Origin of the sequence: Exiguobacterium sp. KKBO11, from assembly GCF_001644945.1 — a bacterium.
Taxonomy (GTDB): Bacteria; Bacillota; Bacilli; order Exiguobacteriales; family Exiguobacteriaceae; genus Exiguobacterium_A; species Exiguobacterium_A abrahamii.
Genome location: NZ_LUCU01000055.1, coordinates 110983 through 135641 on the forward strand (window position 1 = coordinate 110983; position 24659 = coordinate 135641).

At 43.9% G+C, this 24659-nt stretch carries 27 protein-coding genes and 1 riboswitch; of the genes, 10 read left to right on the forward strand and 17 right to left on the reverse strand.

What is annotated here, in order from left to right:
- Positions 1-191: 191 nt before the first annotated feature.
- Positions 192-1103, forward strand: a complete 912-nt coding sequence (gene murB / locus AYO36_RS14630) for a UDP-N-acetylmuramate dehydrogenase (protein ID WP_064300836.1) — start codon at positions 192-194, stop codon at positions 1101-1103.
- Positions 1104-1158: 55 nt separating this feature from the next.
- On the opposite strand, the gene AYO36_RS14635 is transcribed toward murB, so the two are convergent.
- Entirely contained in the window at positions 1159-2382 is a 1224-nt protein-coding gene (locus AYO36_RS14635) for an aminopeptidase (RefSeq protein WP_035398837.1), read from the reverse strand.
- Positions 2383-2480: 98 nt separating this feature from the next.
- Here AYO36_RS14635 and AYO36_RS14640 point away from each other — a divergent pair, with 98 nt between their 5' ends.
- Positions 2481-2900: a YkvA family protein gene (locus AYO36_RS14640; RefSeq protein ID WP_023467198.1), complete on the forward strand. Its 420-nt coding sequence runs from the start codon at positions 2481-2483 to the stop codon at positions 2898-2900.
- 32 nt (positions 2901-2932) lie between these two features.
- On the opposite strand, the gene AYO36_RS14645 is transcribed toward AYO36_RS14640, so the two are convergent.
- Positions 2933-3769: a formate/nitrite transporter family protein gene (locus AYO36_RS14645; RefSeq protein WP_023467197.1), complete on the reverse strand. Its 837-nt coding sequence runs from the start codon at positions 3767-3769 to the stop codon at positions 2933-2935.
- A gap of 183 nt (positions 3770-3952) precedes the next feature.
- The gene (locus tag AYO36_RS14650; RefSeq protein ID WP_064300837.1) at positions 3953-4555 is read right to left on the reverse strand and encodes a hypothetical protein; all 603 of its coding nucleotides are present in this window, start codon (positions 4553-4555) and stop codon (positions 3953-3955) included.
- A gap of 136 nt (positions 4556-4691) precedes the next feature.
- Between AYO36_RS14650 and AYO36_RS14655 the strand changes: the two genes are divergently transcribed.
- Both AYO36_RS14655 and AYO36_RS14660 read left to right on the forward strand, forming a co-directional pair.
- The gene (locus AYO36_RS14655) at positions 4692-5558 is read left to right on the forward strand and encodes a YitT family protein (RefSeq protein WP_029340819.1); all 867 of its coding nucleotides are present in this window, start codon (positions 4692-4694) and stop codon (positions 5556-5558) included.
- 193 nt (positions 5559-5751) lie between these two features.
- A complete protein-coding gene (locus tag AYO36_RS14660; RefSeq protein WP_050678272.1) occupies positions 5752-6390 on the forward strand; it encodes a CHASE3 domain-containing protein in 639 nt (212 codons plus the stop codon).
- Positions 6391-6435: 45 nt separating this feature from the next.
- Here the strand turns inward: AYO36_RS14660 and AYO36_RS14665 are convergent, their stop codons facing one another.
- The 7 genes from AYO36_RS14665 to AYO36_RS14695 form a co-directional block, all read right to left on the reverse strand.
- On the reverse strand, positions 6436-6804 hold the full coding sequence (locus AYO36_RS14665) for an ArsR/SmtB family transcription factor (protein ID WP_050678101.1): 369 nt from the start codon (positions 6802-6804) through the stop codon (positions 6436-6438).
- Between the two features lie 55 nt (positions 6805-6859).
- On the reverse strand, positions 6860-7144 hold the full coding sequence (locus AYO36_RS14670) for a hypothetical protein (protein ID WP_231884728.1): 285 nt from the start codon (positions 7142-7144) through the stop codon (positions 6860-6862).
- 170 nt (positions 7145-7314) lie between these two features.
- On the reverse strand, positions 7315-7953 hold the full coding sequence (thiE, locus tag AYO36_RS14675; RefSeq protein ID WP_064300838.1) for a thiamine phosphate synthase: 639 nt from the start codon (positions 7951-7953) through the stop codon (positions 7315-7317).
- On the reverse strand, positions 7943-8710 hold the full coding sequence (gene thiM, locus AYO36_RS14680) for a hydroxyethylthiazole kinase (RefSeq protein ID WP_064300839.1): 768 nt from the start codon (positions 8708-8710) through the stop codon (positions 7943-7945). The genes thiE and thiM overlap by 11 nt, the downstream gene beginning before the upstream one ends.
- Positions 8691-9494 carry a bifunctional hydroxymethylpyrimidine kinase/phosphomethylpyrimidine kinase gene (gene thiD / locus AYO36_RS14685; RefSeq protein WP_064300840.1) on the reverse strand — a complete coding sequence of 268 codons (804 nt, stop codon included), beginning with the start codon at positions 9492-9494 and terminating at the stop codon, positions 8691-8693. Before thiD ends, thiM begins: the two co-directional genes overlap by 20 nt.
- Before the next feature lie 115 nt (positions 9495-9609).
- A riboswitch (TPP riboswitch) is annotated at positions 9610-9720 on the reverse strand.
- 63 nt (positions 9721-9783) lie between these two features.
- Positions 9784-11061, reverse strand: coding sequence for a murein hydrolase activator EnvC family protein (locus tag AYO36_RS14690; protein ID WP_064300841.1), 1278 nt, complete (start codon positions 11059-11061; stop codon positions 9784-9786).
- Between the two features lie 203 nt (positions 11062-11264).
- The gene (locus AYO36_RS14695) at positions 11265-12710 is read right to left on the reverse strand and encodes a murein hydrolase activator EnvC family protein (RefSeq protein ID WP_064300842.1); all 1446 of its coding nucleotides are present in this window, start codon (positions 12708-12710) and stop codon (positions 11265-11267) included.
- Positions 12711-12973: 263 nt separating this feature from the next.
- Here AYO36_RS14695 and mce point away from each other — a divergent pair, with 263 nt between their 5' ends.
- On the forward strand, positions 12974-13384 hold the full coding sequence (mce, locus tag AYO36_RS14700; protein ID WP_050678094.1) for a methylmalonyl-CoA epimerase: 411 nt from the start codon (positions 12974-12976) through the stop codon (positions 13382-13384).
- A gap of 47 nt (positions 13385-13431) precedes the next feature.
- On the opposite strand, the gene AYO36_RS14705 is transcribed toward mce, so the two are convergent.
- From AYO36_RS14705 to AYO36_RS14725, 6 genes are all read right to left on the reverse strand, one after another.
- Positions 13432-13944, reverse strand: coding sequence for a type 1 glutamine amidotransferase domain-containing protein (locus AYO36_RS14705; RefSeq protein ID WP_029340809.1), 513 nt, complete (start codon positions 13942-13944; stop codon positions 13432-13434).
- Between the two features lie 26 nt (positions 13945-13970).
- Positions 13971-14144, reverse strand: a complete 174-nt coding sequence (locus AYO36_RS16965) for a hypothetical protein (protein WP_023467179.1) — start codon at positions 14142-14144, stop codon at positions 13971-13973.
- A 32-nt stretch (positions 14145-14176) separates the two neighbouring features.
- Positions 14177-14611: an organic hydroperoxide resistance protein gene (locus tag AYO36_RS14710; protein WP_023467178.1), complete on the reverse strand. Its 435-nt coding sequence runs from the start codon at positions 14609-14611 to the stop codon at positions 14177-14179.
- Between the two features lie 175 nt (positions 14612-14786).
- On the reverse strand, positions 14787-16124 hold the full coding sequence (locus tag AYO36_RS14715; protein WP_047395079.1) for a hemolysin family protein: 1338 nt from the start codon (positions 16122-16124) through the stop codon (positions 14787-14789).
- Positions 16125-16316: 192 nt separating this feature from the next.
- Positions 16317-16799, reverse strand: a complete 483-nt coding sequence (locus AYO36_RS14720) for a DUF456 domain-containing protein (protein ID WP_023467174.1) — start codon at positions 16797-16799, stop codon at positions 16317-16319.
- 37 nt (positions 16800-16836) lie between these two features.
- Positions 16837-18066, reverse strand: a complete 1230-nt coding sequence (locus AYO36_RS14725; RefSeq protein ID WP_064300843.1) for a DUF2254 domain-containing protein — start codon at positions 18064-18066, stop codon at positions 16837-16839.
- A gap of 182 nt (positions 18067-18248) precedes the next feature.
- Between AYO36_RS14725 and AYO36_RS14730 the strand changes: the two genes are divergently transcribed.
- Entirely contained in the window at positions 18249-19733 is a 1485-nt protein-coding gene (locus AYO36_RS14730; protein WP_082874259.1) for an aldehyde dehydrogenase family protein, read from the forward strand.
- Positions 19734-19788: 55 nt separating this feature from the next.
- The gene (locus AYO36_RS14735; protein WP_064300844.1) at positions 19789-20178 is read left to right on the forward strand and encodes a tautomerase family protein; all 390 of its coding nucleotides are present in this window, start codon (positions 19789-19791) and stop codon (positions 20176-20178) included.
- 107 nt (positions 20179-20285) lie between these two features.
- Here AYO36_RS14735 and yidD read toward each other — a convergent pair whose 3' ends face one another.
- Complete coding sequence (gene yidD / locus AYO36_RS14740; protein WP_023467166.1) at positions 20286-20570, reverse strand: membrane protein insertion efficiency factor YidD; 285 nt, start codon at positions 20568-20570, stop codon at positions 20286-20288.
- Positions 20571-20674: 104 nt separating this feature from the next.
- On the opposite strand from yidD, the gene AYO36_RS14745 reads away from it, so the two are divergent.
- The 3 genes from AYO36_RS14745 to AYO36_RS14755 all read left to right on the forward strand — a co-directional run bounded on the left by AYO36_RS14745 (position 20675) and on the right by AYO36_RS14755 (position 24652).
- Positions 20675-21640, forward strand: a complete 966-nt coding sequence (locus AYO36_RS14745; RefSeq protein WP_064300845.1) for a quinone oxidoreductase family protein — start codon at positions 20675-20677, stop codon at positions 21638-21640.
- Positions 21641-21792: 152 nt separating this feature from the next.
- Positions 21793-24111 (forward strand): YhgE/Pip domain-containing protein, encoded by a 2319-nt coding sequence (locus tag AYO36_RS14750; RefSeq protein ID WP_064300846.1) that lies wholly within the window; start codon positions 21793-21795, stop codon positions 24109-24111.
- A complete protein-coding gene (locus AYO36_RS14755; RefSeq protein WP_029340803.1) occupies positions 24098-24652 on the forward strand; it encodes a TetR/AcrR family transcriptional regulator in 555 nt (184 codons plus the stop codon). Before AYO36_RS14750 ends, AYO36_RS14755 begins: the two co-directional genes overlap by 14 nt.
- Positions 24653-24659 lie beyond the last annotated feature (7 nt).

The window sequence follows — 24659 nt, forward strand, 5'->3', positions numbered from 1 at the left end:
TCCTGACTCTGCTTTCCTTGTGACATTTTTCATTACTAATCGATGACATTCACTCCCTAGTGCTTGCAATTCCCGGCATAAGTCGGTATTTTGGGAACAGTATGTTGAACAACGACCGCACGATTAATGTTAAAATATATTTTGAGCGCATGAGCGCTGAGTAGGAATTCACGAAAAGGACTGAGACCATAATGACTGAACAAGTAATGACAGGACTGTATGAAGGGATTTCAAAAGAGTCCGTACTAATCAATGAACCTTTAAAATATCATACGTATACAAAAATGGGAGGAATCGCGGATTTATTCATCATTCCAACCTCTTATGAAGAAACGGCTTTTGTCGTCCGATATGCTTACGAACAAGGTATTCCCTTGACCTTGCTTGGAAACGGATCGAATCTTGTCGTTCGTGATGGTGGCATCCGTGGCATTGTCCTCTCCTTTGAGAAGTTAACCGACATCTCGGTCGAAGGACATGAACTCGTCGCTCAAAGTGGCGCAGCAATCATCGAAGCTTCTCGTGTAGCTTACGCGCATCAGCTCAGCGGTCTTGAATTCGCTTGTGGGATTCCAGGAACGATTGGTGGCGCATTGATCATGAATGCGGGAGCATACGGTGGTGAAGTCAAGGATTGCCTCCAGAGCGCTACTGTATTGACACGACAAGGAGAACTGTTGAACATTTCGCATGATGAACTCGAACTGGGATACCGGACAAGTTGCTTCTCGAAGAAAGAATACATCATCCTCGAAGGTCGATTTGCGTTAACAGAGGGTGACCCAGCATTGATCAAGGAAGTCATGGATGATTTGACGCATAAGCGAGAAACGAAACAACCACTCGAGTACCCTTCTTGTGGTAGCGTCTTTAAACGTCCAGAAGGCTATTTTGCAGGTAAGCTGATTCAAGATAGTAACTTACAGGGAACACGCATCGGTGGCGCTGAAGTGTCGAAGAAACACGCTGGCTTCATCGTCAACGTCGAGAATGCGTCAGCATCCGACTATATCGCGCTCATTCGTCATGTCCAAGAAACCGTTCAAGAAAAATTCGGTATCTTACTTGAGACAGAAGTGAAAATCATCGGTGAAGAAGCATAATCAATCATTTTACGAAAAAGGTGAGCTCCGTATTCGGACTCACCTTTTTGTTCGTTTAGATCGACCAGTTTCCGTCACGCATGACTGATTCACGCGTTCCGTCTGCAAGTTCTCCTTCAATCGATAGATCCGCTGATCCAATCATGAAGTCGACATGCGTCATCGAGTCGTTCGCGCCTTGTGCTTCTAGTTCTTCTGCTGAAAGGCTTGGACCATTTTCGAGACATGTCGAGTACGCACGACCAATCGCTAAGTGGCATGAAGCATTTTCATCGAACAATGTATTATAGAATAGAATACCCGAGTCAGAAATCGGCGAGCGGTGTGGTACGAGCGCAACTTCTCCGAGATAACGTGCACCTTCATCAAGTGAAATCAAGTCATCTAATGCTTCTTGACCCTGTTTTGCTTCCGCTTTAACGATTTTTCCGTTCTCGAACCAGAGTGTGAACTCATCAATCAAGTTCCCACTATAGCTAAGTGGTTTTGTGCTCGAGACGTGTCCGTTGACTCCTGTCTTTTTCGGCAATGTGAACACTTCTTCTGTCGGCAGATTCGCGATGAAATCAACACCATCTGCATTCGGACCACCGCCACCTAACCAAACATGACGTTCTGGTAATTCGATTGATAATTCTGTTCCTGGAGCTGTGTAGTGCAATGTTTTGTATTTCTTCTCTGTCAGGAATTTTGCTTTTGAACGCAGATTATGATCGTGATCCGCCCATGCAGCGACCGGATCTGCTTGATCGGCACGTGTTGCTTTCAAAATAGCTGACCAGAGCTCTTCAACGGCATTCTCTGAATCAGGGAATACTTTCTTCGCCCAGCTTTCAGAAGGTGCTGCTACGACACACCAGCTGACATTGTCACTCATGACGAACTTCCGCCAATTAGCAAGAGCGACACCGGCTGCTTTATTCGCACGTGCGATTCGGCTCGAGTCAACGCCATTCAATAAATCTGGATCTTCACTAACGACCGATAAGAACGCAGTCTTTTCTTCTGCCAGTTGGTCGTAACGTGCTTTTAACCAATCTGGGAACGTATCAAACGACTCTTCCGGTGCATCGAAATAACGGATTTTCGTCATCTCATCATCCGACCATTGTACATATACTTGCGTAGCTCCTACTTCGTAGGCGACACGCGTGATTTCACGAACGAGCGGCAAATTTTCGATTCCTGCACGAACCTCGAGTTGTTGTCCTGGTTGTAGATTAATTCCCGTACGCACGGCTAAAGACGCGTATTGTTGTAATTCTGCTTGTGTCGGCATTATGTAATCCCCTTTCTTGTATCTTTATTTTCACGAAATAGTTGCAATTTTGCAAGAAATAAGGCGAAACTAGAAAGAGAAGAGAAGGAGGCATCACCATGGAATTCACACCCGGCGATTTTAAATCGGCTTATACGTATTTTCACCGACAGGCACTCGACCTCGTTGGTGATGAAAAAGCACAGCAAGAATTGTTAGTTCGAGCAGAAATCGGACTTGCGCACTTGACGCAAGATATTGCGTCTACAGAAAGCTCGGACATCGAACGCGAGGCAGAACTCGTCCTTTATTTTCAATTAAAACAACTGCTTGAAATGCTTCGTGCTCTCTATCAGAAAAAATTCGAAATGCATGCGGAGCAGGAACAATTGTTATTGACGGCCGTTCTGTACTTCACGTCTCCTGTTGACGCCTTACCGGACGATAACGTCCTCGGGCTCTTCGATGATGCACAGATCGTCGAAACGATTTATGAAGAACTGGCTGCAGACGTCGATCGCTTTCAACATATGGAATAAAAATAGGCAGCTGTCGCAACAGCTGCCCTTTTTTATGCGTTTTGCTTCGAAGCGATATGAACAGGTGTCGTGGATTGACGTGATTCATCTACCTCTAGTTTTTCTTTATTCAACCACGTATAGATCATTCCCATGAAGACAGCTCCACCAATGATGTTTCCAGCTAGAGCGGGTAACAGGTTATGCATCGCTCCGGCAAATGTGATCGTATCCGGGTGTGGTACGACTAACGCAATGGAGAACAATGCCATATTGGCGATGACGTGATCAAATCCAGATGCGAAGAATACTGCAACAAGTACCATCATCATCATGATTTGCGCTAATTCATTCTTCATATTTTTCGGAATGAAAATCGCTAAACAGACCATCCAGTTACAGAAGATAGCTCGTGTGAAGATTTCCCACGTCGTATGGTGGATCTTCGTCTCTGAGACAGAAAATAACCAGTTGTTCATACCAAGCTCTTGGATGATTCCTGTTTGGGAAAAGAGTAGCGCAAACGCTAATCCGCCAAGTCCATTTCCGATTAGACAGATCAACCAGACCTTCATCGTATCCATCTTCGTCGTATAGCCACGCATCGTCGCCGTCGTGAAATACATCGTATTTCCTGTGAACAGCTCTGCCCCACCGTAAACGATCAGGACAAGCGCCACTCCGAAGGTCAGTCCACCGACAAGTGTCGCAACAGGTGACTCCGCCATATATAGACCGTTAATTGCTTTTAAGGTAAAAATAATTGCAAATCCAATGAAAATTCCCGCTAACATGGCACGAACTAAGTACTCGAGAGGACGCATTTGTAGCATGCGCGTCGACTTGATTGCTTTATTCCGTAATCCTTCTAATGCTTCTACCTCGTTCATCGTAGAAACCTCTCTTTCTTTTGTTCAACACTTCACAATGTTTGTTCATTTATTATCATACTTCCATCTTAAAAGATGTTCAAGTATTGAATAGACCTGTTTTATCGTTTTTATAAAAGAACGAGATGTAAACGATATCATTGTGTCGAGATTGTGAAAAATGCCTTTTCTTGCTTTATACAACTAATTAGTTTGGATCTGTAGTCGTGATGCGAAGCGTTCAAAGAAGGTGTTTCGTCTTGAGGCATCGAGCACATAACCATCAATGACGACACGATTAAAGCGTCTAGAAGAGGAAGTAGCTCGTTCGATATCGGTCGGAGTGTAGGCGTCGAATGTTTTCCGGTCCATCGTAAAATCTGCATCTGAATACGGATCCGTGTAGTGAATTTCGAGATTGGTCAAATCAGGAATCGTTGAAAATAAAACAAGCGTATGATGCATCAGAATTTTAGATAACCGAGCCTTTAAAAAATCCTGATTCACCTGTAGTGTCCCGGTATCGGTACCAATCCAAGCTTGTCGCTCTTTTCCTGTCACTTCATAGGCAAGACGTAACGATTCTCCTTCGACATCTACCTGTTTTAATTCTGATGAGAACGGAAGTTGTTCGGCTAATTGACGAACCGCTACCGTATTCATCATCGAGGCACCCACTTGTCTCGCTACAAGATCACCATCATGCCAAATGGATGATTGATTTTTTTCATTGGGTTGTTCGAAAAGACGAATCCCAACTAGTATTCCTAAGCAGATACAACCAAGAATCCATAACATTTTCTTCATTTTCATCACCTTCCTAAAAAAACATACCCTTTTTCATCTTTTTTCATAAGAAGGGTTGAAATTTTATGCATATGAGCGTACTCTTGCATGCAGATACTCACAGAAGGAGGAGCATGAGGTCACTCATCATATTGCCATGACTACAACACACCCACAGAAAAAGAGAGTTGAAAAAATCAGTTTCTTAATCATTGGTACGTTGCTGTATTCCCTTTACATCAGCCTACTACTATCTCCAAATGATATCGGATCAGGCGGTATCATGGGGATCACGCTCATTATTCAAGAGCTCTTCCACACGCCAATCGGATTAACGCAATTGCTCTTAAACATTCCCCTCTTCCTTTTAGGTTTCCGTTTCCTACGCAAACGATTCATGTTCTTATCTGGAATTATTGTCATTGCTTCTTCCTTTTTAATTGACTGGATCCCGACTCAAATCGTTCCGGAATCTCTAAACGATCCGCTCGTCGCTTCCATCTTTGCTGGTCTAGTCTCTGGTCTTGCAATGGCATTGATCTTCTTCGGTGGTGCTTCAACTGGAGGGCTTGATATTCTTGGAAAGTTTTTCTTTGCTCGTTTTCATAACTGGCCACTTCCTCGTATATTTCTGATGCAAGATCTTGTCATTTACATCCTTGTATGGTGGGTATTCGATCTTAAACACGTTATGTATGCTCTCATCATGAGCTTTGTTCGTGCGAAAGCCCTTCAGACGGTTTACAGTTTCTATTCTGCTTCTAAGCAATGTATCATCATTTGTGAGAAAGCAGATGAAATCAATGAAGTCATTACAAAAGAACTCGGTCGTGGTGTCACGATTCTCGATGCACGTGGAGGATACTCCAACCGAACGAAAAAAATGGTCTATGTCGTCGTTCAAAATAACGAAATCGTCCGTTTGCAAGAAATCGTCTCTTCTGTCGAGCCGAATGCATTCGTTACATTTTCGGAAATCCATACTGTTTTTGGCAATTACAAAGAACATTCGTATTCGTTTTAACACCAAGCGCAGCTTAGCTGTGCTTTTTTCATCTTCTTAAAACAGCTTCTCGTATTGCATCATCTTTCCTGCTTTTTTATTAGTATTATTCAGTTTTTCAGTCATTATCCCTATTCAAAAAATAGACAGGCTTCACTTTTTTTACGATAGTAGTTAAGCTTATGACATGTCTTTTATTTAAAGGAATGATTGCATGCACTCTCTTTGGCGTCAGCGTATTCTGCTGATTTTCTTGATCAGCTTATTCGCCTCTATCCCGATCATCTATGCTTTATCCGGTTATCGGACGATTGCAACGATGACCGAGCAAATGAAGGATCATGATATACCGTTAATCAATCAGGTAGATCAGTTGGTCGAACACAATCGAGATCGTGCCAATGCGGTTCGTGGTCTCTTATTGTATGAAGATAATCGTTATATCGAACAATATTACTTTTCAACGTCTAAAATCCATGATTTGCGCAATAGTCTGAACCAATCGTCGACTACTCCAGGGACGATTAAGGATCTCCTTCGCCGCAACAATGTCTGGGAGTCTGAAATTGAACGCGTGTTTGTCGTCTATGAACGTCAAAGTCCAACAGCCGCAAAACGTCTTGCTAGACAATCGACTCAGACGACTCAAACGATTCTCGAAGACTTATCCCGTGTGAAAGATGATTTGTATAAAACGCTTCAAGCCAAATTACAACAATCAGATACTTTAATCGCTACATATAAATGGATGTGTCTCGCTCTCTCCATCCTGTCCTTTTTATTGATTAGTGCCACGGTCTTTTTCTTCCACCACTTCGCTCCAAAAGGATCAGAACAATCGTCTTTAGAATAAACGAAAAGCGCAGCTAAAGCTGCGCTTTTCGTTTATTCTAAAGACTCATTCAGGCATTGCTTTTCCCTCTTGTACATGTTCCATCGCCATATGTACAAGCGATGACACATGATGGTCATCCAAGGAATAATAGACGACTTTACCGTCTTTTCGAAACTTGACGAGTCCTTGTTTCAACAAAGATCGAAGATGATGCGACGCTGTCGCGATCGAACAGTCGACAGAGGCCGAGACATCACAAACGCATAGTTCTTCTTCGATCGTCAGCGCATAAACGATTCGCAGTCGTGTCGCATCCGAAAGAATCTTAAATAGCTTTCCGATTTCAAGCGTCGGAATCGTATCAACGATATGTCCGATTTCAGACGCACGTTGTTCATCAATCGCAATCGTTTCACAACGGGGAATGTCCATGTCCGTCACCTCGTTTCTACTTATATTGCACCATGAGAAACGGGACATTGCAAGTTCAGCGCATTCGTCTGCGAATGAGCCAAAACACGAACCATCCTCCTACGTAATCTCCGATATCCCAGACAATTCGATTTTGATCGACAGCGCGTACGCCGATGTCAATGATTTTCGTGCTTTCTAATCGGTTCGTATAACGTTGACGAAGCCGAGTCGGAATCGGTAGACGAAGAAGTGCCCGGTAATAAATATCTAAATGAGTATGTCCCCAAATTTCCGTCGCAATCGAGCTCGTTTTAATATACAACGGACGTTTGTAGCGTCTTTCATACTTTTCTTTCAATAAAAGGGCCATCTCATAAGATATACGATTAGGATGTGGAAATAAGACTTTTCCTAGATGGTAGATCCCCTGATTATCGACTCGAATGATTTGTGGTTCTAACCGATATCGAATCCAATAGCCGCGAAAACGGATTGTCTGCCATTTCAATACAATCACCTCTGAACGGATTATACCCTGTTCTGAAGTGATTGATGCCATTCACGCACAGCATCTGTCATTTGCTGCGCAGCGAGTTGCCGATCTTCTTTAGCGAAAATTTCTGAGATGACGGCATACCCTTCCAACGGGATGGGCAGAGAGGAGACATTCGTTGCTGTGATTCCACCAATACCGATTAGAGGTAATCGTACAGCTTCCCGAATCGCCTGAAGCATCGTATGCGACATGGAATTAGCGTCCGCTTTGGATGACGTCGCAAATAGAGAGCCTACGCCTAAATAAGATGCTCCGTCTCGTTCTGCTTCAATCGCTTGTGCAACGGTTGCTACCGACACACCAATCACGGCATCTGGTAAAAGGCGACGTGCTGCGGTTAAAGGAATGTCTTCTTGTCCGATATGCAAACCAGCTCCGACGAGTAACGCGATATCAATCCGATCATTGATGATCAAAGGAATGTCGTGTCGATCCGTGAGTGCTTTCAACCGAACTGCCTGATCGAAGAATTCCTTTCCTTGCGCTGTTTTTTCCCGTAATTGCACGATCGTTGTACCACCTAAAATGGCTTCCTCAACGACCGTCTCGATCGCGACTCCAGGATGGTACCGACGATCCGTCACTGCATAGATGGAGTAATTAATTGACACGTTCTGTCACCTCCACCAGATCTTGCACCGTCATGAGGCTGATGGCATTGAACAACTCTCGTTTAAAATCACCAAGACCTTGCGCGGAGGCTGCTTGTTCTCCTGCTTTTCCCATGACGAATGTCCCGTGGACAGCCGCCTCAAATGCCGTATATCCTGCACCGAGGAAGCTCGCAATCAAGGAGGCCGTCATGCAGCCTGTACCCGTGATGTCTCCCAGACGTGGTGTTCCTACATGTAATTCCATTTCGCGCGTTCCATCTGTGATGTAGTCGTTCGGACCTGTCACGACGAGGACAGATTGGTGTTTGCGAGCGAATGCACGAATACTTTCTCGATCCATCATTGCATCTCCCGCAGCATCGACTCCCTTAGTTCGCCCATCTTCCCCAAGTAACGTCTTGATTTCAGAAGCATTTCCTTTAATGACCGTACACCCGAGATCAATGAGTTCTTTAGAAAAGGCAGTACGTAATGCCGTTGCCCCTGCTCCAACTGGATCAAGAACGATCGGGACATTCAAACGTCCCGCTTCACGTGCTGCGAGTCGTTGAGCTGCTTGCATGTCTGCATCGATCGTACCAATGTTTAAGACAAGAGCTTGCGCGAGTCTAATCATCTCTTCTACTTCACGAATGTCTTCCGCCATAACGGGTGATGCTCCAACAGCGAGTGTGACGTTCGCGCAGTCGTTGATCGTAACCGTGTTCGTCAGATGGTGAATGAGTGGTTTGTGTTCAAGAATGGTCGTAAACATGTGTATCCCTCCAAAGTGAGTGAAAATGATGTGTCGGTCCAATACCTTGTCCGAGAGCAAATCCATGACGAATTGCCTCCGTGACATAGCTCTTTGCCTGTCTTACGCTATCTGTTAAATCTTCTCCAAGCGCCATCCGCGCCGCAATCGCCGCAGATAAGGTACAACCAGTTCCATGAGTATGTTGATTGTCTAACCGTTCCGATGTGAAGCGGTGTTCCACTTCCCCATCAAACAACAAATCCGTCGCAGCTCCTGAGAGATGTCCACCTTTTAGTAATACTGCCCCTGTCTGTGTAGCCAATTGATGCATCGCCAATCGCATTTCATCTAGATTGGTCACTGATCGTCCTGTTAAACGCTCCGCTTCCGGTAAATTCGGTGTGACGAGTGTCGCAAGCGGTAGAAGTTCTGAAATCAATGCTTGTTCAGCTTCCGTCCGCAATAGGGCATGACCACCTTTAGCGACCATGACGGGATCTAATATGATCGGAACTGTCTGTTTGCGGAGATGTGTAGCAATGACACGAATCGTATGCGCATTCGAGACCATTCCAATTTTAATCGCATCGACACGAATGTCTGAAAAAATCGACGTTAACTGGGCATCTACGATTTCTGGGGATAACTCTTCCACCGCTTGAACACCCAACGTATTTTGCGCCGTGACGGCTGTCAGGACGCTCATTCCATAAACGCCTAAAGCCGAAAATGTTTTTAAATCTGCTTGAATCCCAGCCCCACCACCGGAGTCGGATCCCGCAATCGTCAGTACATGTTTCATGTTCTTTTCACCTTCCCATCGAGCAATGTAAGGGAGTCGTGACCGACAAAAAAAGCGTCGACCGCTGTAAAAAAGCAGTCGACGCTATACGAAAGCGTTATACACGCATTCCGGTATCCGTTCGGCTCAACTTTCCTACGCTGGTATTATCCAGTTCAGGTAATAGGGTCGAAAACAGATTGGTTTTCCTCTCAGCCGGATTCCTCCAGCTCCCCTAGTTGCTCAAGTATTCGTTTCGCCTTTACTGTAGCATAGAGAAGAAAAAAAAACGAGCCGAAGCCCGTTTTGATTACAGATATGCCAATGGATTGACTGCATTCAGAGGAGAAGAGGCACTGTATTGATAGCCTCCGACATGTAGTTCGAAATGTAAGTGTGGTCCTGTTGAATTCCCTGTACTACCAAGTGTCCCGACTTGTTGACCTTGAGAGACCGTTTGTCCTGCACGAACCGATAATGAACTCATATGTGCGTAGACAGTCGTGTACACTTGTCCATCGAGGAAGTGAGAAATCATGACATGATTGCCGTAAGGTCCACCACCTGATGCTGTAATGACCGTTCCAGCTGCTGCAGCGACGATTGGAGACCCGACCGAACCACTGAAATCAACACCGTTGTGGAACGTATAACCGTTCGCGCCGCTTGCTGGTCCGAATCCTTGCGACACTCCACCAGAAGATGGTCGAACGAATTTCCCTCCACTCGAAACAACGGGCGGGGCAACAGAATCAGTTGACTCCGAACTCTTACCTACTTGTTTTGCTGTTTGAGCATTCGCTTTAGCGGCTTTTTCGGCTGCCGCTTTCTCCGCTGCTGCTTTTTCAGCCGCTGCTTTAGCGGCTGCCTTCGCTGCCGCAATTGCACGTTCTTGCGCTTCGAGAGTCGCTTGAAGTTCTTTTGCGTCTAACAGTTCTGTCGTGAACTTGGTCTTCCCTTTTCGTAATTTCTTCAGCGTGGCACTACGTTCTTTCATTTGAAGCTTTAACGCTTTCTTTTGTTCAAGCAATACTTTCTTTTCTTGCATTTGCTCCGCTTTTTTCTCAACGAGCGCTTGTTTTGCTTCTGCTAATTTTTGTTGCGTTGCGATGTAATCCGAAATCATTTTATCGTCTTGCTCAGCGATTTTTTTCCCCGCCATGACACGGCTGAATAAATCACCTAAATCCTTCGATCCAAAAATGACTTCTTCCCATTTAATCGAGTTTCCATCGTTCTCTTGGAAAACACGCAAACGATCACCGAGTAGTTCTTCCTGTTTCTGTAACATTTCTTCGTAACGGACGATGTCTGCCTTTAACTCATCGATTCGAACGTTCAACTGTTCGATTTGTTTATTTTTTTCAGAGACTTGGAAAATCTTTTCGTTGATTGCTGCGTCAATTTGATTGATTTGACGTTGCTCTTTTGAGATTTTAGCTTCTTGTTTTTTGATCGCTTTTTCAAGTTTACGTTGTTCAGCGGCATTTTCAGCCTTTTTTTCTTTAATGGTCGCTGCTGCGATCGGTTGCGTTCCTGTTATAAGTAATGCTCCTAAAACAATGGTAGAAATTAGTTTTTTTAGCATATATCGTTTTCCTCACTTATATTTTTTTCATATTTTATTATAGTATTCAAGTTTCTCTCATATCTGAAATAGATTATAGCACCGTAATCGTTTCAAAAAAATTTCATTTACATTTCAAATGAAAACGGTTTTTTGTAATATATGATTTGTTTTTTGAAAATGACAAAAAAAAGAACCGTTGCATATGCAACGATTCTTTACGATTAAAACATCGACATTGGATTGACTGAGTTAGCTGGACCTGTTGCACTGTAGCTGTATCCACCAACGTGAATTTCGAAGTGTAAGTGTGGACCTGTTGAGTTTCCTGTGCTACCACGTGTACCGATTTGTTGACCTTGGCTGACACGTTGACCTGCACTAGCGTTCAATGAACTCATATGTGCATAGACTGTCGTATAGGTCTTCCCGTTCAATTGGTGAGCGATCATGATGTGATTTCCGTAAGGTCCGCCACCTGATGCTGTAATGACTGTACCAGTTGCAGCTGCCACGATTGGCGTGCCAACTGGACCACCGAAGTCAATCCCGTTATGGAACGTATAACCGTTCTCTCCGCCTGCAGAACCATACCCTTGTGTCACAGCACCAGCAGTTGGATGAATGAAGAGTCCGCCTGATGATGGTGACGGTTTAGGTGTCGCAGGAGCTGACGGCGCTGGAGCAGGTGCAGCTGGTGCTGGTGTAGATGGTTTTGGTGCAGATTGTTTCGTCGAACTAGAAGGTTTTGCTGACTGCGCTGCCTTCTCTTGTGCTGCTTGCTGAGCTGCTGCTTCTTTAGCGGCTTGCTCTTCTGCTGCTTTTTGTGCTGCTGCTTGCGCTGCTTCAGCCTCTGCTCTTGCTTTCGCTTCACGTGCAGCCTGAGCTTGACGTTCTTTTTCGATTCGAGCTTCACGTTCACGCGCTGCTTTTTCAGCTGCAATCGCTTTTTCTTGCGCAATCAAAATTTGTTGGACTTCTTTTGCATCCATCAATTGTGTTTCGAACTTTTCTTTTTTCTTACGTAGTTCTTTTAAGCGTTTGTTCCGCTCTTTTAATTGTGATTCAAGATCCGCTTGTTGACGTTTTAATTCTTGTTTCTCAACGACCAACTGCGCTTTCTTTTCTTTTACTTCTTGTTGCGCATCCGCTAATTGCTTTTGCGTATTTTGATAATCCGTGATCATTTTATCATCTTGTTTTGAAATGGATTTCCCTGCCATGACACGGCTTACGAGGTCACCAACGTTTTTAGCGCCAAAGATGACTTCCTCCCATTTAATCGAGTTTCCATCATTCTCTTGCATGACACGAAGACGATCACCAAGTAATTTTTCTTGGCGTTTTAGTTTCGCTTTATATTTCTCGATTTCTTTTCCAAGTTCAACGATTTCACGTTCTGTTGCTTTGATTTGACGATCTTTTGTTTCGACAGCAAAGATTTTTTCGTTCAAAGCTTCGTCTAGTCGATTGACTTCTTGTTGTGTTTTAGAGATTTTTTGACCTTCTTGATTAACAGAAGACTCTAAGTTTTTTTGCTTTTTAGCATTGTCTTGTTGCTGTTGTTCGTTTTTGGCTTTCTGTTCACTTAAATCGTCAGCTGCTGCAAAATGAGGTGCTGATGAAAGAACCAGTGCGGAAACGATGAGCGACGCGAACGTTTTTTTCATGTAGTATTCCCTCTTTTTCTGTAGTGTATGTTTTATGATTTATCGTAGAGTATTTGAGTTAAATTTAAATTCTGTAATAGTTTTTCTTTTTTATAAGAACGTTTTTGATTATAGCATTCATTCCTCTTCCATAATATTTCAGTGATATTTCATTTTAAATAAATCTTTCCTCTTCTATGTAATAGAAACATTTGGAAGGTAACTCATCGTTGCAACTTTGAAGTGTTTTTGGGAAACTGAAGCGAATAGAAGGAGGATATCATATGAAATTAGACCACACTGGAATTGCTGTTCGCGACATGCAGGAAGCCATTTCATTTTATACAAACGTACTTGGAGGAACTTTAACAAAAGAGTACTCGAATCCTGCGCCTGGTGTCGCTTCCAATATTGCGGTCATCGAGTTCGATGATGCGCACATCGAGTTGTTAACGCCAACAAGTCCGGATAGTCCGATCGCACGTTTTTTAAAACAACGCGGGAAAGGTGTCCATCACATTGCTTATCGTGTAGAGGATTTAGATCAAGCGATTGAAGAAGCAAAACAACAAGGATTAACATTTTTAGAAGATACGTATCGAACGACGCCGTTCGGGCGACGACTGATTTATATGAATCCCCGGCATTCACACGGCGTCATTACAGAACTCTGTGATTATCCAGAAAATCTATAAAAAATCAGCACTGCGATAGCGCAGTGCTGATTTTTCGTTTTATGGTATTAGCCGAGTTTAGCTACGATTTCCCGATTGAACGCAGGAATGTCATCTGGTTGACGACTTGAGACGAAATTATCGTCGACGACGACTTCTTCATCTGCAAAGTCCACACCAGCATTTTCTAAATCGATTCGAATCGATTTATAACCTGTCATTTTTCTTCCTTTGACGATTTTTGCATTAATCATCAATTGTGGTCCATGGCAGATCGAGAAAATCGGTTTTTTCGACATATCGAATTCTTCAACGAATGAGACGAAACGCTCGTCTTCCCGTAATAGATCCGGTGAAAATCCGCCTGGAATCAGGAGAGCATCGTAGTCTGCTGCTGAAGTCTCATCAATCGAGAGATCAACATTTACTTTTGCCTCTTCCTGCTTCCCAACGAGTTCTGCACCTTTTTTGGCACCAATGACAGTGATTTCATGCCCTGCTTCTTTTAATGCATCAACCGGTCCTGTGAATTCTACATCTTCAAAATGATCGGCGAGTACAACGGCTACTTTTTTAGACATGTGATTCATCCCCCAAGTTGTTTGATTTAGATTGGATCTTCTCCGCGATCTCGTGGAGAAACCGTATCATCTGGCATTTCGTCTTTTCCTTTTAGGATTTCCTTTTGCTGCTCCTCTGTCAGTTTCCGTTCTTTATCCGACAGACGATCCCGTTCATCTTCAAACTCTTCATTTGGACGATCGGTTTCTTTCGGTGCCATGGAAAACCCTCCTTATGATCCGTCGCTTATACTTATAATGAATCGACGACTTTAACAGAAAGATCGACATCAATGTTGCCACGTGTCGCTTTCGAGTACGGGCAGAAGTTGTGTGTCTTCTCTAGTAAGTCTTCGGCTTCTTCTTGCGATACGCCAACGACCTCGACGACGAGTTTCGCTGCAATTTTTACACCGTTATCCGCTTCGTCCTGTAAGAGGCTGACTTCTGAATTCGTCCGCGTCTCGACTCGTTTTTTTGCTTGGCGCGCCATTAAATTATAGGCACCATCAAAACAAGCGGCATATCCTGCTGCGAATAACTGTTCCGGGTTTGATGTCGGAATGTCTTCTTTGCCTTTTGTTCCTGGCATGACTAAATCGAGATTAATGACGTTATCGTCTGAAGCAACTTTCCCGTCGCGACCACCGACTGCAGATGCACGTGAAGTAAGAATGACGTTTGACATAATAAAAAACCCCTTTTCCTGTTGAATTAAAAAATGCTTTTTTGCCACATAGACAGTAATACCCGTCAGTGAGGGAGATAAACACAAGAGGTGTCTATCACCTTAGCTGATTCATTTTTTAGTAGACAAAAAAAGACGATGAACTCGAAGTCCATCGTCCTGCACATTCTATTTCTTATCCGATCTCTTCTGTTGCAGTTTCTTCTCGATCAGGCAATTGAAGATAAATTGATTTGACTTGATGATTATCGACTTCCATGACTTTGATCGTGTATTCCTGATAGCGGAATTCTTGGCCACTCGACACTTCCGTATCCTGTGCCATGACCCAGCCACCAATCGTATCGATGTCTTCTTCTTCTATTCCTAGGTTAAAGCGTTCATTTAGGTCATCAATCAAGACACGGCCTGAGATCCGGTATAATCGCTCATGAATTTGTTCGATATCTGCTTTCTCATCCTTATCGAATTCATCTCGGATTTCTCCAACGATTTCTTCCAATATGTCTTCCATCGTAATCACACCGGCTGTACCACCATACTCATCAATGACGAGTGCCATTGGCGTCCGTTCCACCTGCATTTTCAACATAGCATCTTGAAGCGGTGAATACTCGGATACAATCGGCAAGTTGTGGATGTAATAGCTTAATGCTTTTCCTTTGTTAGCCATATGATCCGTAAATAATTGTTTTGCATTGATGAATCCAAGGATTTTATCCTTATCTCCTTCTTCCGCTACTGGGTAACGTGTGAACTGATACTCTTCAACGAGACGAATGATGTCCTCCATCGATGCATCGTTCGAGATCGTGATTAAGTCCGTCCGCGGTAACATGATATCTTTCGCGATCCGCTCATCGAACGAGAAGATGTTCTGCATGTAAGAAAGCTCAGTCTGGTTGATTTCTCCACTCTTATAACTCTGTGTCATGATGATTTTAATCTCTTCTTCAGAATGGACTTCTTCGTGTCCCGCTGGCTCGACACCAAATAACCGAAGGATGATTCGTGCTGAACCGTTCAATGTCCAGATGAAAGGTTTCATGATTTTACCGAACCAATAAAGTGGTGGCGCGAGTAGCATCGTGATGGCTTCCGTTTTTTGAATCGCCAAAGACTTTGGAGCAAGCTCTCCAAGTACGACATGAAGAAACGTTACAATCGAGAATGCAAGAACGAACGAAATGATCGTCGAGACGGAGTTCGGAATATCAATTTCTTCGAACAACATACCGAGAATCGCACCTACCGTTGATTCTCCTAACCATCCGAGACCAAGCGCTGTCACGGTAATTCCAAGTTGACAGGCCGATAAATAATAATCCAAATTCTCAAGTAGCCTCTTCGCCACTTTCGCAGTCTTGCTTCCTTCTGTAATCAACTGATCGATTCGAGACATTCGCATTTTGACGACCGAAAATTCGGCAGCTACAAAAAAAGCTGTTAAGACGATGAGTAGTGCAATGACGAGTAGTCGAATGATGATCGTCGTCGTGTCGAATGTCTCCATTGAGTGTGTACTGTCCAATCGTTTCCCCGAAAAAAGGGGATTCACCTCCATTAATATAAAGCCAGATGCCGAGGCATCTGGTGGTTTACAGCAAAAAGAAGCTTCAAACTTTCAAAGCTTCCCTACTTTTTCATATTCATACTATAACGGAACTTTCATAAAATGTGTACTTGAAGACATCATTTCAATTCATCAGACGACATAGAGAATAAAGATCACGATCATGAGTAACATCGCGATTCCCTTTAACAATGCACTTGATAAGATACCAAGGACTGTTCCGATCCCGACTGAAACCGAGGTTTGCCATGTCTTTTTACTAATGATTTTTTCCGTCAAGATGGCAAAGACGAACGGGAAAATTAATAATCCGATTCCTGGCAAAATAAATGGTCCCGCAATCAATCCGACTGTCGTCGCAATCTTAGCTGCTTGTGAGCCTCCCCGTCGATCGACGGTGTAGGCGCTAACGAGATAATCGAGTGTGAATAAGAGAATGATGAATATCGCTTGAATCACCCAAAAACTAATCGATAATTCAGAGAACCCGAATCCGAATCCATAAATCAAAAAGCCCACTACTAAAATCGGTGCACTTGGGATGATCGGATAAACGAGACCTGCAAAAGCGACTAGAAAACAGACGACGATCAGACTCCATAACAAGATTGTCACTTTCTATCCCTCCCTTCTTTTGATTCTCTTGCCCTTATTACGATGAAGGGGAGACAAAAGTTTCATTCAACGCCCGATGGATTTGATTTTTTAAAAAATCTCGATCCCAGTCGTTCATTGTTTCAAAACGCACTTCCGAACAGATATATGGAATGAACCGTTGAATGGTTTCATAGTGAGCAGGTAAGGATTGCCGCTTCATTGTTCCAAGCGATTCGAGCATCGTCGCGAGAACCGAAATATCCTCTGCTCCATAATGTCGTAGTTGATAAAACGTCGTGTACAACAATTGTTGGTAAGTTTCCCGGACGATGACGTGCTGCTTGTCATCGCCAACAACCAGCACACCATCTGGTATTACGGCATACTGTCGCATTAAGTCACCAATGATCCGAATCGCATGTCTTGCTGTATTTGGATCATTGATCCCTGGAGAAATAGCACGTAAAGCAACTTCACTTAATTTTTCAAGAACGAATGCAAAATCCTGTTCTGAAGATTTCGTCGGCCCAATCAAGATACTTTCATTGATATCCCGGCAAGTTGCCCGTCCGATGGCTTCTCCCTCTGTTACGAATGAGCCGACCGTTCGATCAATATACACGCGGTCTTTCTGATCAAAAGCATCATAATCGACTGCTTGAATATATCCGGTTCGTGTTGCCTGAATAAGATGTGGATAATTTGTCGTCATCTTTCTTTCAGTAATCTTCTGTTCTCCTGATTCTAGATGTTCGATTTGACGTTTTAACAATTCGTTCCCTTCTTCGTGTAATCGATCAAGTAATGTCGTCACGCGAATCGACTGACTAACGATATGAATGAATGCTACAAAAGCGGCAATCGAAATCAATACGACTATTACGGCCACAGCAGAAGAAACGATGCTCATTTTCAAAGCAGGTCGAAGGAAAAAAAGCATCGTGATAGAATAACTGACAGCACCAATGAAGATACCAAAAATATGTTGCACTTGTCGGTTTTCAATAAAATTAGGTAATGTGCGCGGTGAAAATTGTGAAGAATACGTTGTTAGGACGACCAAAATGGTTGAGAAAGTGAATGTCATCATAGCGAGCAGTCCTGTGAAGACTGAGCTATGAATCGCTTGTGCTAAATCAAGTGTTGTCTTCCAAGTGACGGGAAACCACTTCGATACATAAGAATCGATCCAAATAACGATCCCGGTCAGTCCTATACCGATGAGCCCATAAAGTAGTGGCCACCACCAATTGATTTCTCGAGACAGGACTTTCAGCTTCTTCAAAATAAAATTCCTCCTTTTTATAGCACTATATTGATTGTTTTCCTGATTCAGAGCTCTTTAAAACCAGCATTCCTTATCTGATTTTGAGCAATAAATTTGGTCGAAGTGCACGGATGTGTTTTACTTCTTTTCATAACGTGAATAACTTAATTGTTATGAAAACGAATGGGAGATGAAATGATATGGCTCAACAAAACGAAGCAACATTGCATACAGATTTCACGAAGATTTATATTGACGGTCAGTGGCGCACAGGCGCAAGTGACAGCAACATGACGAACACGAATCCTTTTACGGGTGAAGAACTCTTCACGATCTCTGCAGCGAATCAACAAGATTTAGATGACGCATATGAAGCGGCTCAAGTCGCTCAAAAAGACTGGGCAAAAGTTCCTGCCTTAAAACGTCAAGGTCTCATCGAAAACTTCTTGAAAGTCTTGTACGAGGAGAAAGAAACGATTATCGAATGGTTGATTAAAGAGTCCGGAAGTACACGCATCAAAGCGGAAGGTGAATTCCTTGCTTCTGTCTTGATCGTCAAGGAAGCTGCGACATTCCCACTTCGGATGCACGGTGAAATTCGTCCATCGGTTATACCAGGCAAGGAAAACCGGATTTACCGTAAAGCACTTGGCGTCATCGGTGTCATCAGCCCATGGAACTTCCCGTTCCACTTAGCTGTACGGTCGATCGCTACTGCCATTGCTATCGGGAACGCAGTCGTTGTTAAACCAGCTACGGACACACCTGTTTCAGGCGGATTGATTTTTGCTAGTCTATTTGAAAAAGCTGGATTGCCAAGAGGTGTCTTGAATGTCATCGTCGGTCGCGGTTCAGAAATCGGTGATGCTATCGTCGAACATCCTGTACCACGCTTGATTTCATTCACAGGATCAACTGAAGTTGGTCGTCATATCGGTGAACTTGCTGGTAAACACCTGAAGAAAACAGCGCTTGAACTTGGCGGAAACAACGTCTTCGTCGTACTTGATGATGCTGATCTCGATCGTGCGGTCGAATCTGCTGTCTACAGTAAGTTCTATCACCAAGGTCAAATTTGTATGTCGACGAACCGAATTCTCGTCGCTTCTTCGATTCATGATGAATTCGTCGAAAAATACGTCGCTCGTGTAAAAGAGCTACAATACGGTGATCCATCACATGATCGGACACAAGTCGGACCGCTCATCAACCAATCACAAGTTGAACGGATTCTTGAAGATCTCGAGAAAACAAAAGCTGCGGGTGCAACCGTTCGTGTCGGCGGCGAAGCAAAAGATAACGTCATCGCACCTACTGTCGTGACTGGTGTTACGAATGATATGCCACTCGCTAAAAATGAAATCTTCGGACCGGTCGCTGTCATCATCCCGTTCGATACGGATGAAGAGGCACTCGAAATCGCAAACTCACTTCCATACGGATTGAGTGGTGCTGTCCATGGTTCTTCTATCGAACGCGCGACTGCTTTTGCACTTGAAGTCGAGACAGGTATGATTCACATCAACGACCAATCAGTCAATGATGAGCCGCATATGCCATTTGGTGGTGAAAAAGATTCAGGGCTCGGTCGCTTTAACGGCGAGTGGGTACTTGAAGAATTCTCGACTGTCCAATGGTTGTCTGTCATGCACGATCGTCGTCAATACAAACCATTCTTTGAGTAATATAAGAGTAGGGTACTCCCCTACTCTACATAATTTTGTTAAGGAGTGATTTCACATGCCGTTATTACGATTCGACGTCATTGAAGGACGTTCAGAAGAAGAGTTAAAAACGTTACTCGACACCGCACACGATGCGATGGTCGAAGCATTTGATGTGCCGGAGCGCGATCGCTATCAAATCGTGCATACGCATAAAACGCATGAGATGGTCATTCAAGATACAGGTCTCGGATTTGAACGGAGTAAAGATATCGTTCTTATCAGTGTGACGAGTAAAACGCGGACGGAAGAGAAAAAACAACGTCTCTACCAATTACTCGCCGAACGCTTACAAGCAAACTGCGGACTCGCACCGACTGATTTGATGGTTTCAATCGTCGAAAATGATGCGGCCGACTGGAGCTTCGGTCTTGGCGAAGCACAGTTTTTAACGGGCAAACTTTGATGGTCTGTAAGTAGAACAAAAAGGGAAGTATGTTATCGGTAATGTCCGGTAACATACTTCCCTTTTTTGTTCTTACTTCATTAAACAAGAGAGAACCTTCATATGACTTACTCCTTCGTTTCTTCCGCCTTCTCTCGTGGATTTTCCCGTTGCAGCGGTGCTTTCCAACTAAATTGATCGGGTTCTGGAACGAAGTCAAGACCACCTGGGTGGAACGGTTGGCACCGTAACAATCGACGCGTCGTCAAATAACTACCTTTTACCGCACCATGACGTTCTATCGCCTCCATACCGTAATGGGAGCACGTTGGATAGAATCGACATGTAGCTGGTTTCATGGGAGAGATGACTTTTTGATAAAAACGAATTCCTCCCATTAAAACACGCTTCATACTGTCCCTTCTTTCATCTTTTTTTCTAGTGTAACGCATCTGGCCATCATTTTCAGATGTTCTGCCTTATACTAAAAGCAGATTTAAAAGAAGGATGTGTTGAGATGAAGGCATTAACTTTCCACGAATTCGGAGGTTCTGATGTATTACGCTTCGAAGACGTACCAACGCCAACAATTACTGAACAGGAAGTTCTGATTGAAATGAAAGCGATCGGTCTGAATTTTGCAGACATCTATCGCCGAAAAGGAAACTATCATTTAGAAGGTGAGCCTCCCTATATTTTAGGTTACGAAGGTTCAGGCATCATCACTGCGGTCGGTACAGCTGTTTCAACGTTCCACGTAGGTCAACGAGTTGCTTTTGCGGACGTTCCGCTTGCGAATGCTGAGTACGTCGCAGCACCCGTTGATAAATTGATTCCGCTTCCTGACGATATCTCATACGAAACAGCAGCTTCTGTCTTATTACAAGGGTTAACAGCGCATTATTTAACTCGAGATAGCTATCATGTCCAACCGGGAGATGTCGTCTTAGTGCATGCAGCTGCCGGTGGCGTTGGTCAGTTGTTGACACAGCTCATTCGTTTACTTGGAGCAACTCCGATTGGATTGACGTCTTCTCCTGAGAAAGCACAGATCGCTAAAACTGCGGGCTGTGAATCTGTCTATTTATATTCTGAGAACTGGGTCGAGCATGTGCTCGCGCAAACTTCTGGTAAAGGGGTTGATGTGGTCTACGAATCCATTGGTTCTACCTTAATGGATAGTTTCCATGTGACAAAAGTCCATGGAACGGTTGTCTTCTATGGTATGGCAGGCGGCGATCCCGCATCTGTCGACCCTCGCTTCTTGATGGATACATCCAAAACATTGACGGGTGGTGACCTTTGGAACGTATTAACATCTTCTGAAGAACGAATCCGTAGATCCGGTGAATTATTTGATTGGATTCTATCCAATCATCTCACCCTGTCTTCTCCTACAACATTCAGATTATCTGATGGCAAAGCAGCACATGACTTTTTAGAAAGTCGACGCAGTACAGGAAAACTACTTTTGCTTCCTTAACTCGTTTTTTCCAAGACGGCTCCCTGCGAGTCGTCTTTTTTATGTGAAATTAGAATTATCGATTGATTTTTTTTAATGAAGAGAGTAAAGTAAATCTCATCAAAACCTAAAACTCAAATAAGTTTTGAGTTTTAGAAAGGGGATTTGTATTTATGTTTCGCTCAGAATGGAAGAAATTGAAGAGTCCGATGATGATTGTCGTCATTCTCGCCCTCATCCTCGTACCATTTCTCTACAACTCCATCTTCTTATCTGCATTCTGGGACCCATACGGTCAAACAGAAGATATTAAGGTCGCTATCGTCAACGAAGACAAGGCGACGAAGTTTAAAGGAGAGAAAGTCGACATCGGGGATCAATTCGTCGACAAACTCAAAAAAAATGATGATTTTGATTGGCAGTTCTTATCTAAGGACAAAGCCGAAAAAGAACTACGTGACGGCAAAATCTATATGACGGTCGTCATCCCGAAGAACTTCTCTAAAAATGCAACGACACTACTCGATGATCATCCGAAGAAGATTGAGTTGGAGTATTACTTGAATCCAGCCAAAAACTACTCGGGGACACAAATTTCGAGTACGGCTGCAAAACAATTAAACGAAAAGATCCGAAAATCCGTGACGAAACAATATAGTAGTGCGATCTTCGGTGCGTTAAAGAAAATCGCAAACGGTATGGAAAAGGCATCGGACGGTTCTTCTAAACTAGAAGATGGCAACCACAAAACAGCGGATGGTGCGAAAACACTGGCAACGAACCTTGGAAAACTTGCGGATGGCAGTCTGACACTGTCCGAAAAACTCGGGGAAGCAAATCAAGGTTCTAAAAAACTCAGTGATGGCGTCACGACACTTGACGAAAAGACTGCCCTCTTCGCCCAAAAAACGGGTGAGTTGTCTTCTGGGTTGAACACGCTAGACGAAAATGGTGGCAAATTACAAGCCGGTGCTGCACAACTCGAAGACGGAGCAACGAAACTCAGTGGTGGCTCGACACAAGTCCGTCAAGGAGCAGAGCAATTGGCTGCAGGTACGGCCCAGCTTAATGAAAAAATCCCTCAATTGACGGATGGATTAAATCAATTGGATGAAAAAGCACAAGCTGCCAACGCCTTTTTAACACAACTCAATCAAGATGCTGAAAAAGCGAAACAAGATTTACGAGCGCGTCGTGAAGCACTTGAAGCAAACGTCGCGCAACTAAAAGAAGTCATTTCTGCTTCTGAACAGTTATCGGATGAAGAAAAACAAACGTTACTCGCTTCTATCGGTTCATTAGAAGAAAATATTCAAAACCTTGCTGCCCAAGAAGGTGCAATTGATCAGAGTCTTGCTCAAGCAACAGAAGCAACGAAGAAAATCGGTCAACTCGCTGCAGGTGGTCAACAAGTCGAATCAGCTGTATCACAACTGAACGCAGGTCAAGTGAAACTCGTCGACGGTGCGAAACAAGTCGAGTCTGGTGCACAACAATTAGCAAGTGGTCAACAAACATTCAATGAAAAACTCGGTCAATATACTGCAGGTGTGCATAAAGCTGCAACAGGTGGCGCACAACTGGCTGATGGGGCTAATCAGCTTTCAGATGGCACACATCAACTCCAAACAGGTGCTAGCGCGTTAAATAACGGGTTAGGACAATTGGCTTCTGGTTCAACTACGATTACGGACGGAATCGGCAAAACGACCGATGGGGCTTCAAAAATCGCGGATGCCAATACTAAACTTGAAGATGGGGCTAAAACATTGAAGGACGAGCTCAGCAAAGGAGCTAAAGACGCAACCGTCAAGCCGACTAAAGAGCGGGATAATATGCTGGCAGAACCTGTCGTCTTAAAAGAACATGACTATTCGACGGTCAACAACTACGGTTCTGGTTTATCAGCTTACATCCTTAGTATCGCCTTATTCGCAGGCGCCTTGATGTTCTCGTCTGTCTACCAGATTCGTCCAGAACATGGTGAAAGTCTGACATGGCGATTCCTTGTCGGTAAATTATCACTCATCTTACCGATTGGAGCCTTACAAGGTGTCGCAGCGGCCACAGCCATCGTCTATGTCCTCGATGCTGATGTCGCGAGTGTTCCTGCGCTCTATGGATTTGCTGCCTTAACAGGGATGACGTTCATTACGATTCTGTTCACGCTCGCGATGCTACTCGGTCGCGTCGGACAGTTCCTTGCCTTCCTACTACTCCTATTACAAATCGGTGGTAGTGGTGGTACGTTCCCAGTCGAGATGACGCCAAGCTTCTTCCAAGCCATCCATACGTTCTTACCAATGACGTATTCAGTCGGCGGATTCCGCGAAGCGCTTGGACTTGGTGTGACAGACGCCCTCATCTCAAACAGTCAAGTCCTTGCGACTATCTTAGTCGTCGCATTGATCATCAGCTTCGTTGGAGGGCTCGGAGCCAAGCGGATTTTACTCTCAACGAAAGTGAGACGAAAACAACATGACACAGTCTGATAAAGAAACACTGATACTAGACTCAGCGATGGCTTGCTTTTCTGAACTTGGTTATAAAGGTACGACGATCGAGCGTGTCGCCCGACGCGCTCACGTCGGAAAACCGACTGTCTATCAACTGTTTGAAAGTAAACTCAACCTGTTCGAATCGCTCGTAACACGTGTGCTGCAAGAAATGAAAGAAGAAGCAGAACGCGCTTACGTCGAACATGCGACGGTAGAAGAAAATAAACAAGCAATGATCGACGCTATCGTCTATCATCAGCAACAACATTTGTTCATTCTTCAAATCATCGAAGAAACACGTAATCTTAAATTACAAGAAATGCAAGAACTACGGACACGGATCGAACGGCATGTCGTCGAATATCTTAAAACGCTACTCGAGACTCGCCTTGGACAAGATGATCGTGACGTACCAGTCGATGTCACCGCCTTTCTGATTTTCCGGACGTACATTGCGTTAATTGCCGAATGGCCATTGATTGCTCGACCGTTGGAATTAGATACGATTCGTCGTGCCATGCTACGCATTTTATGAATCAAAA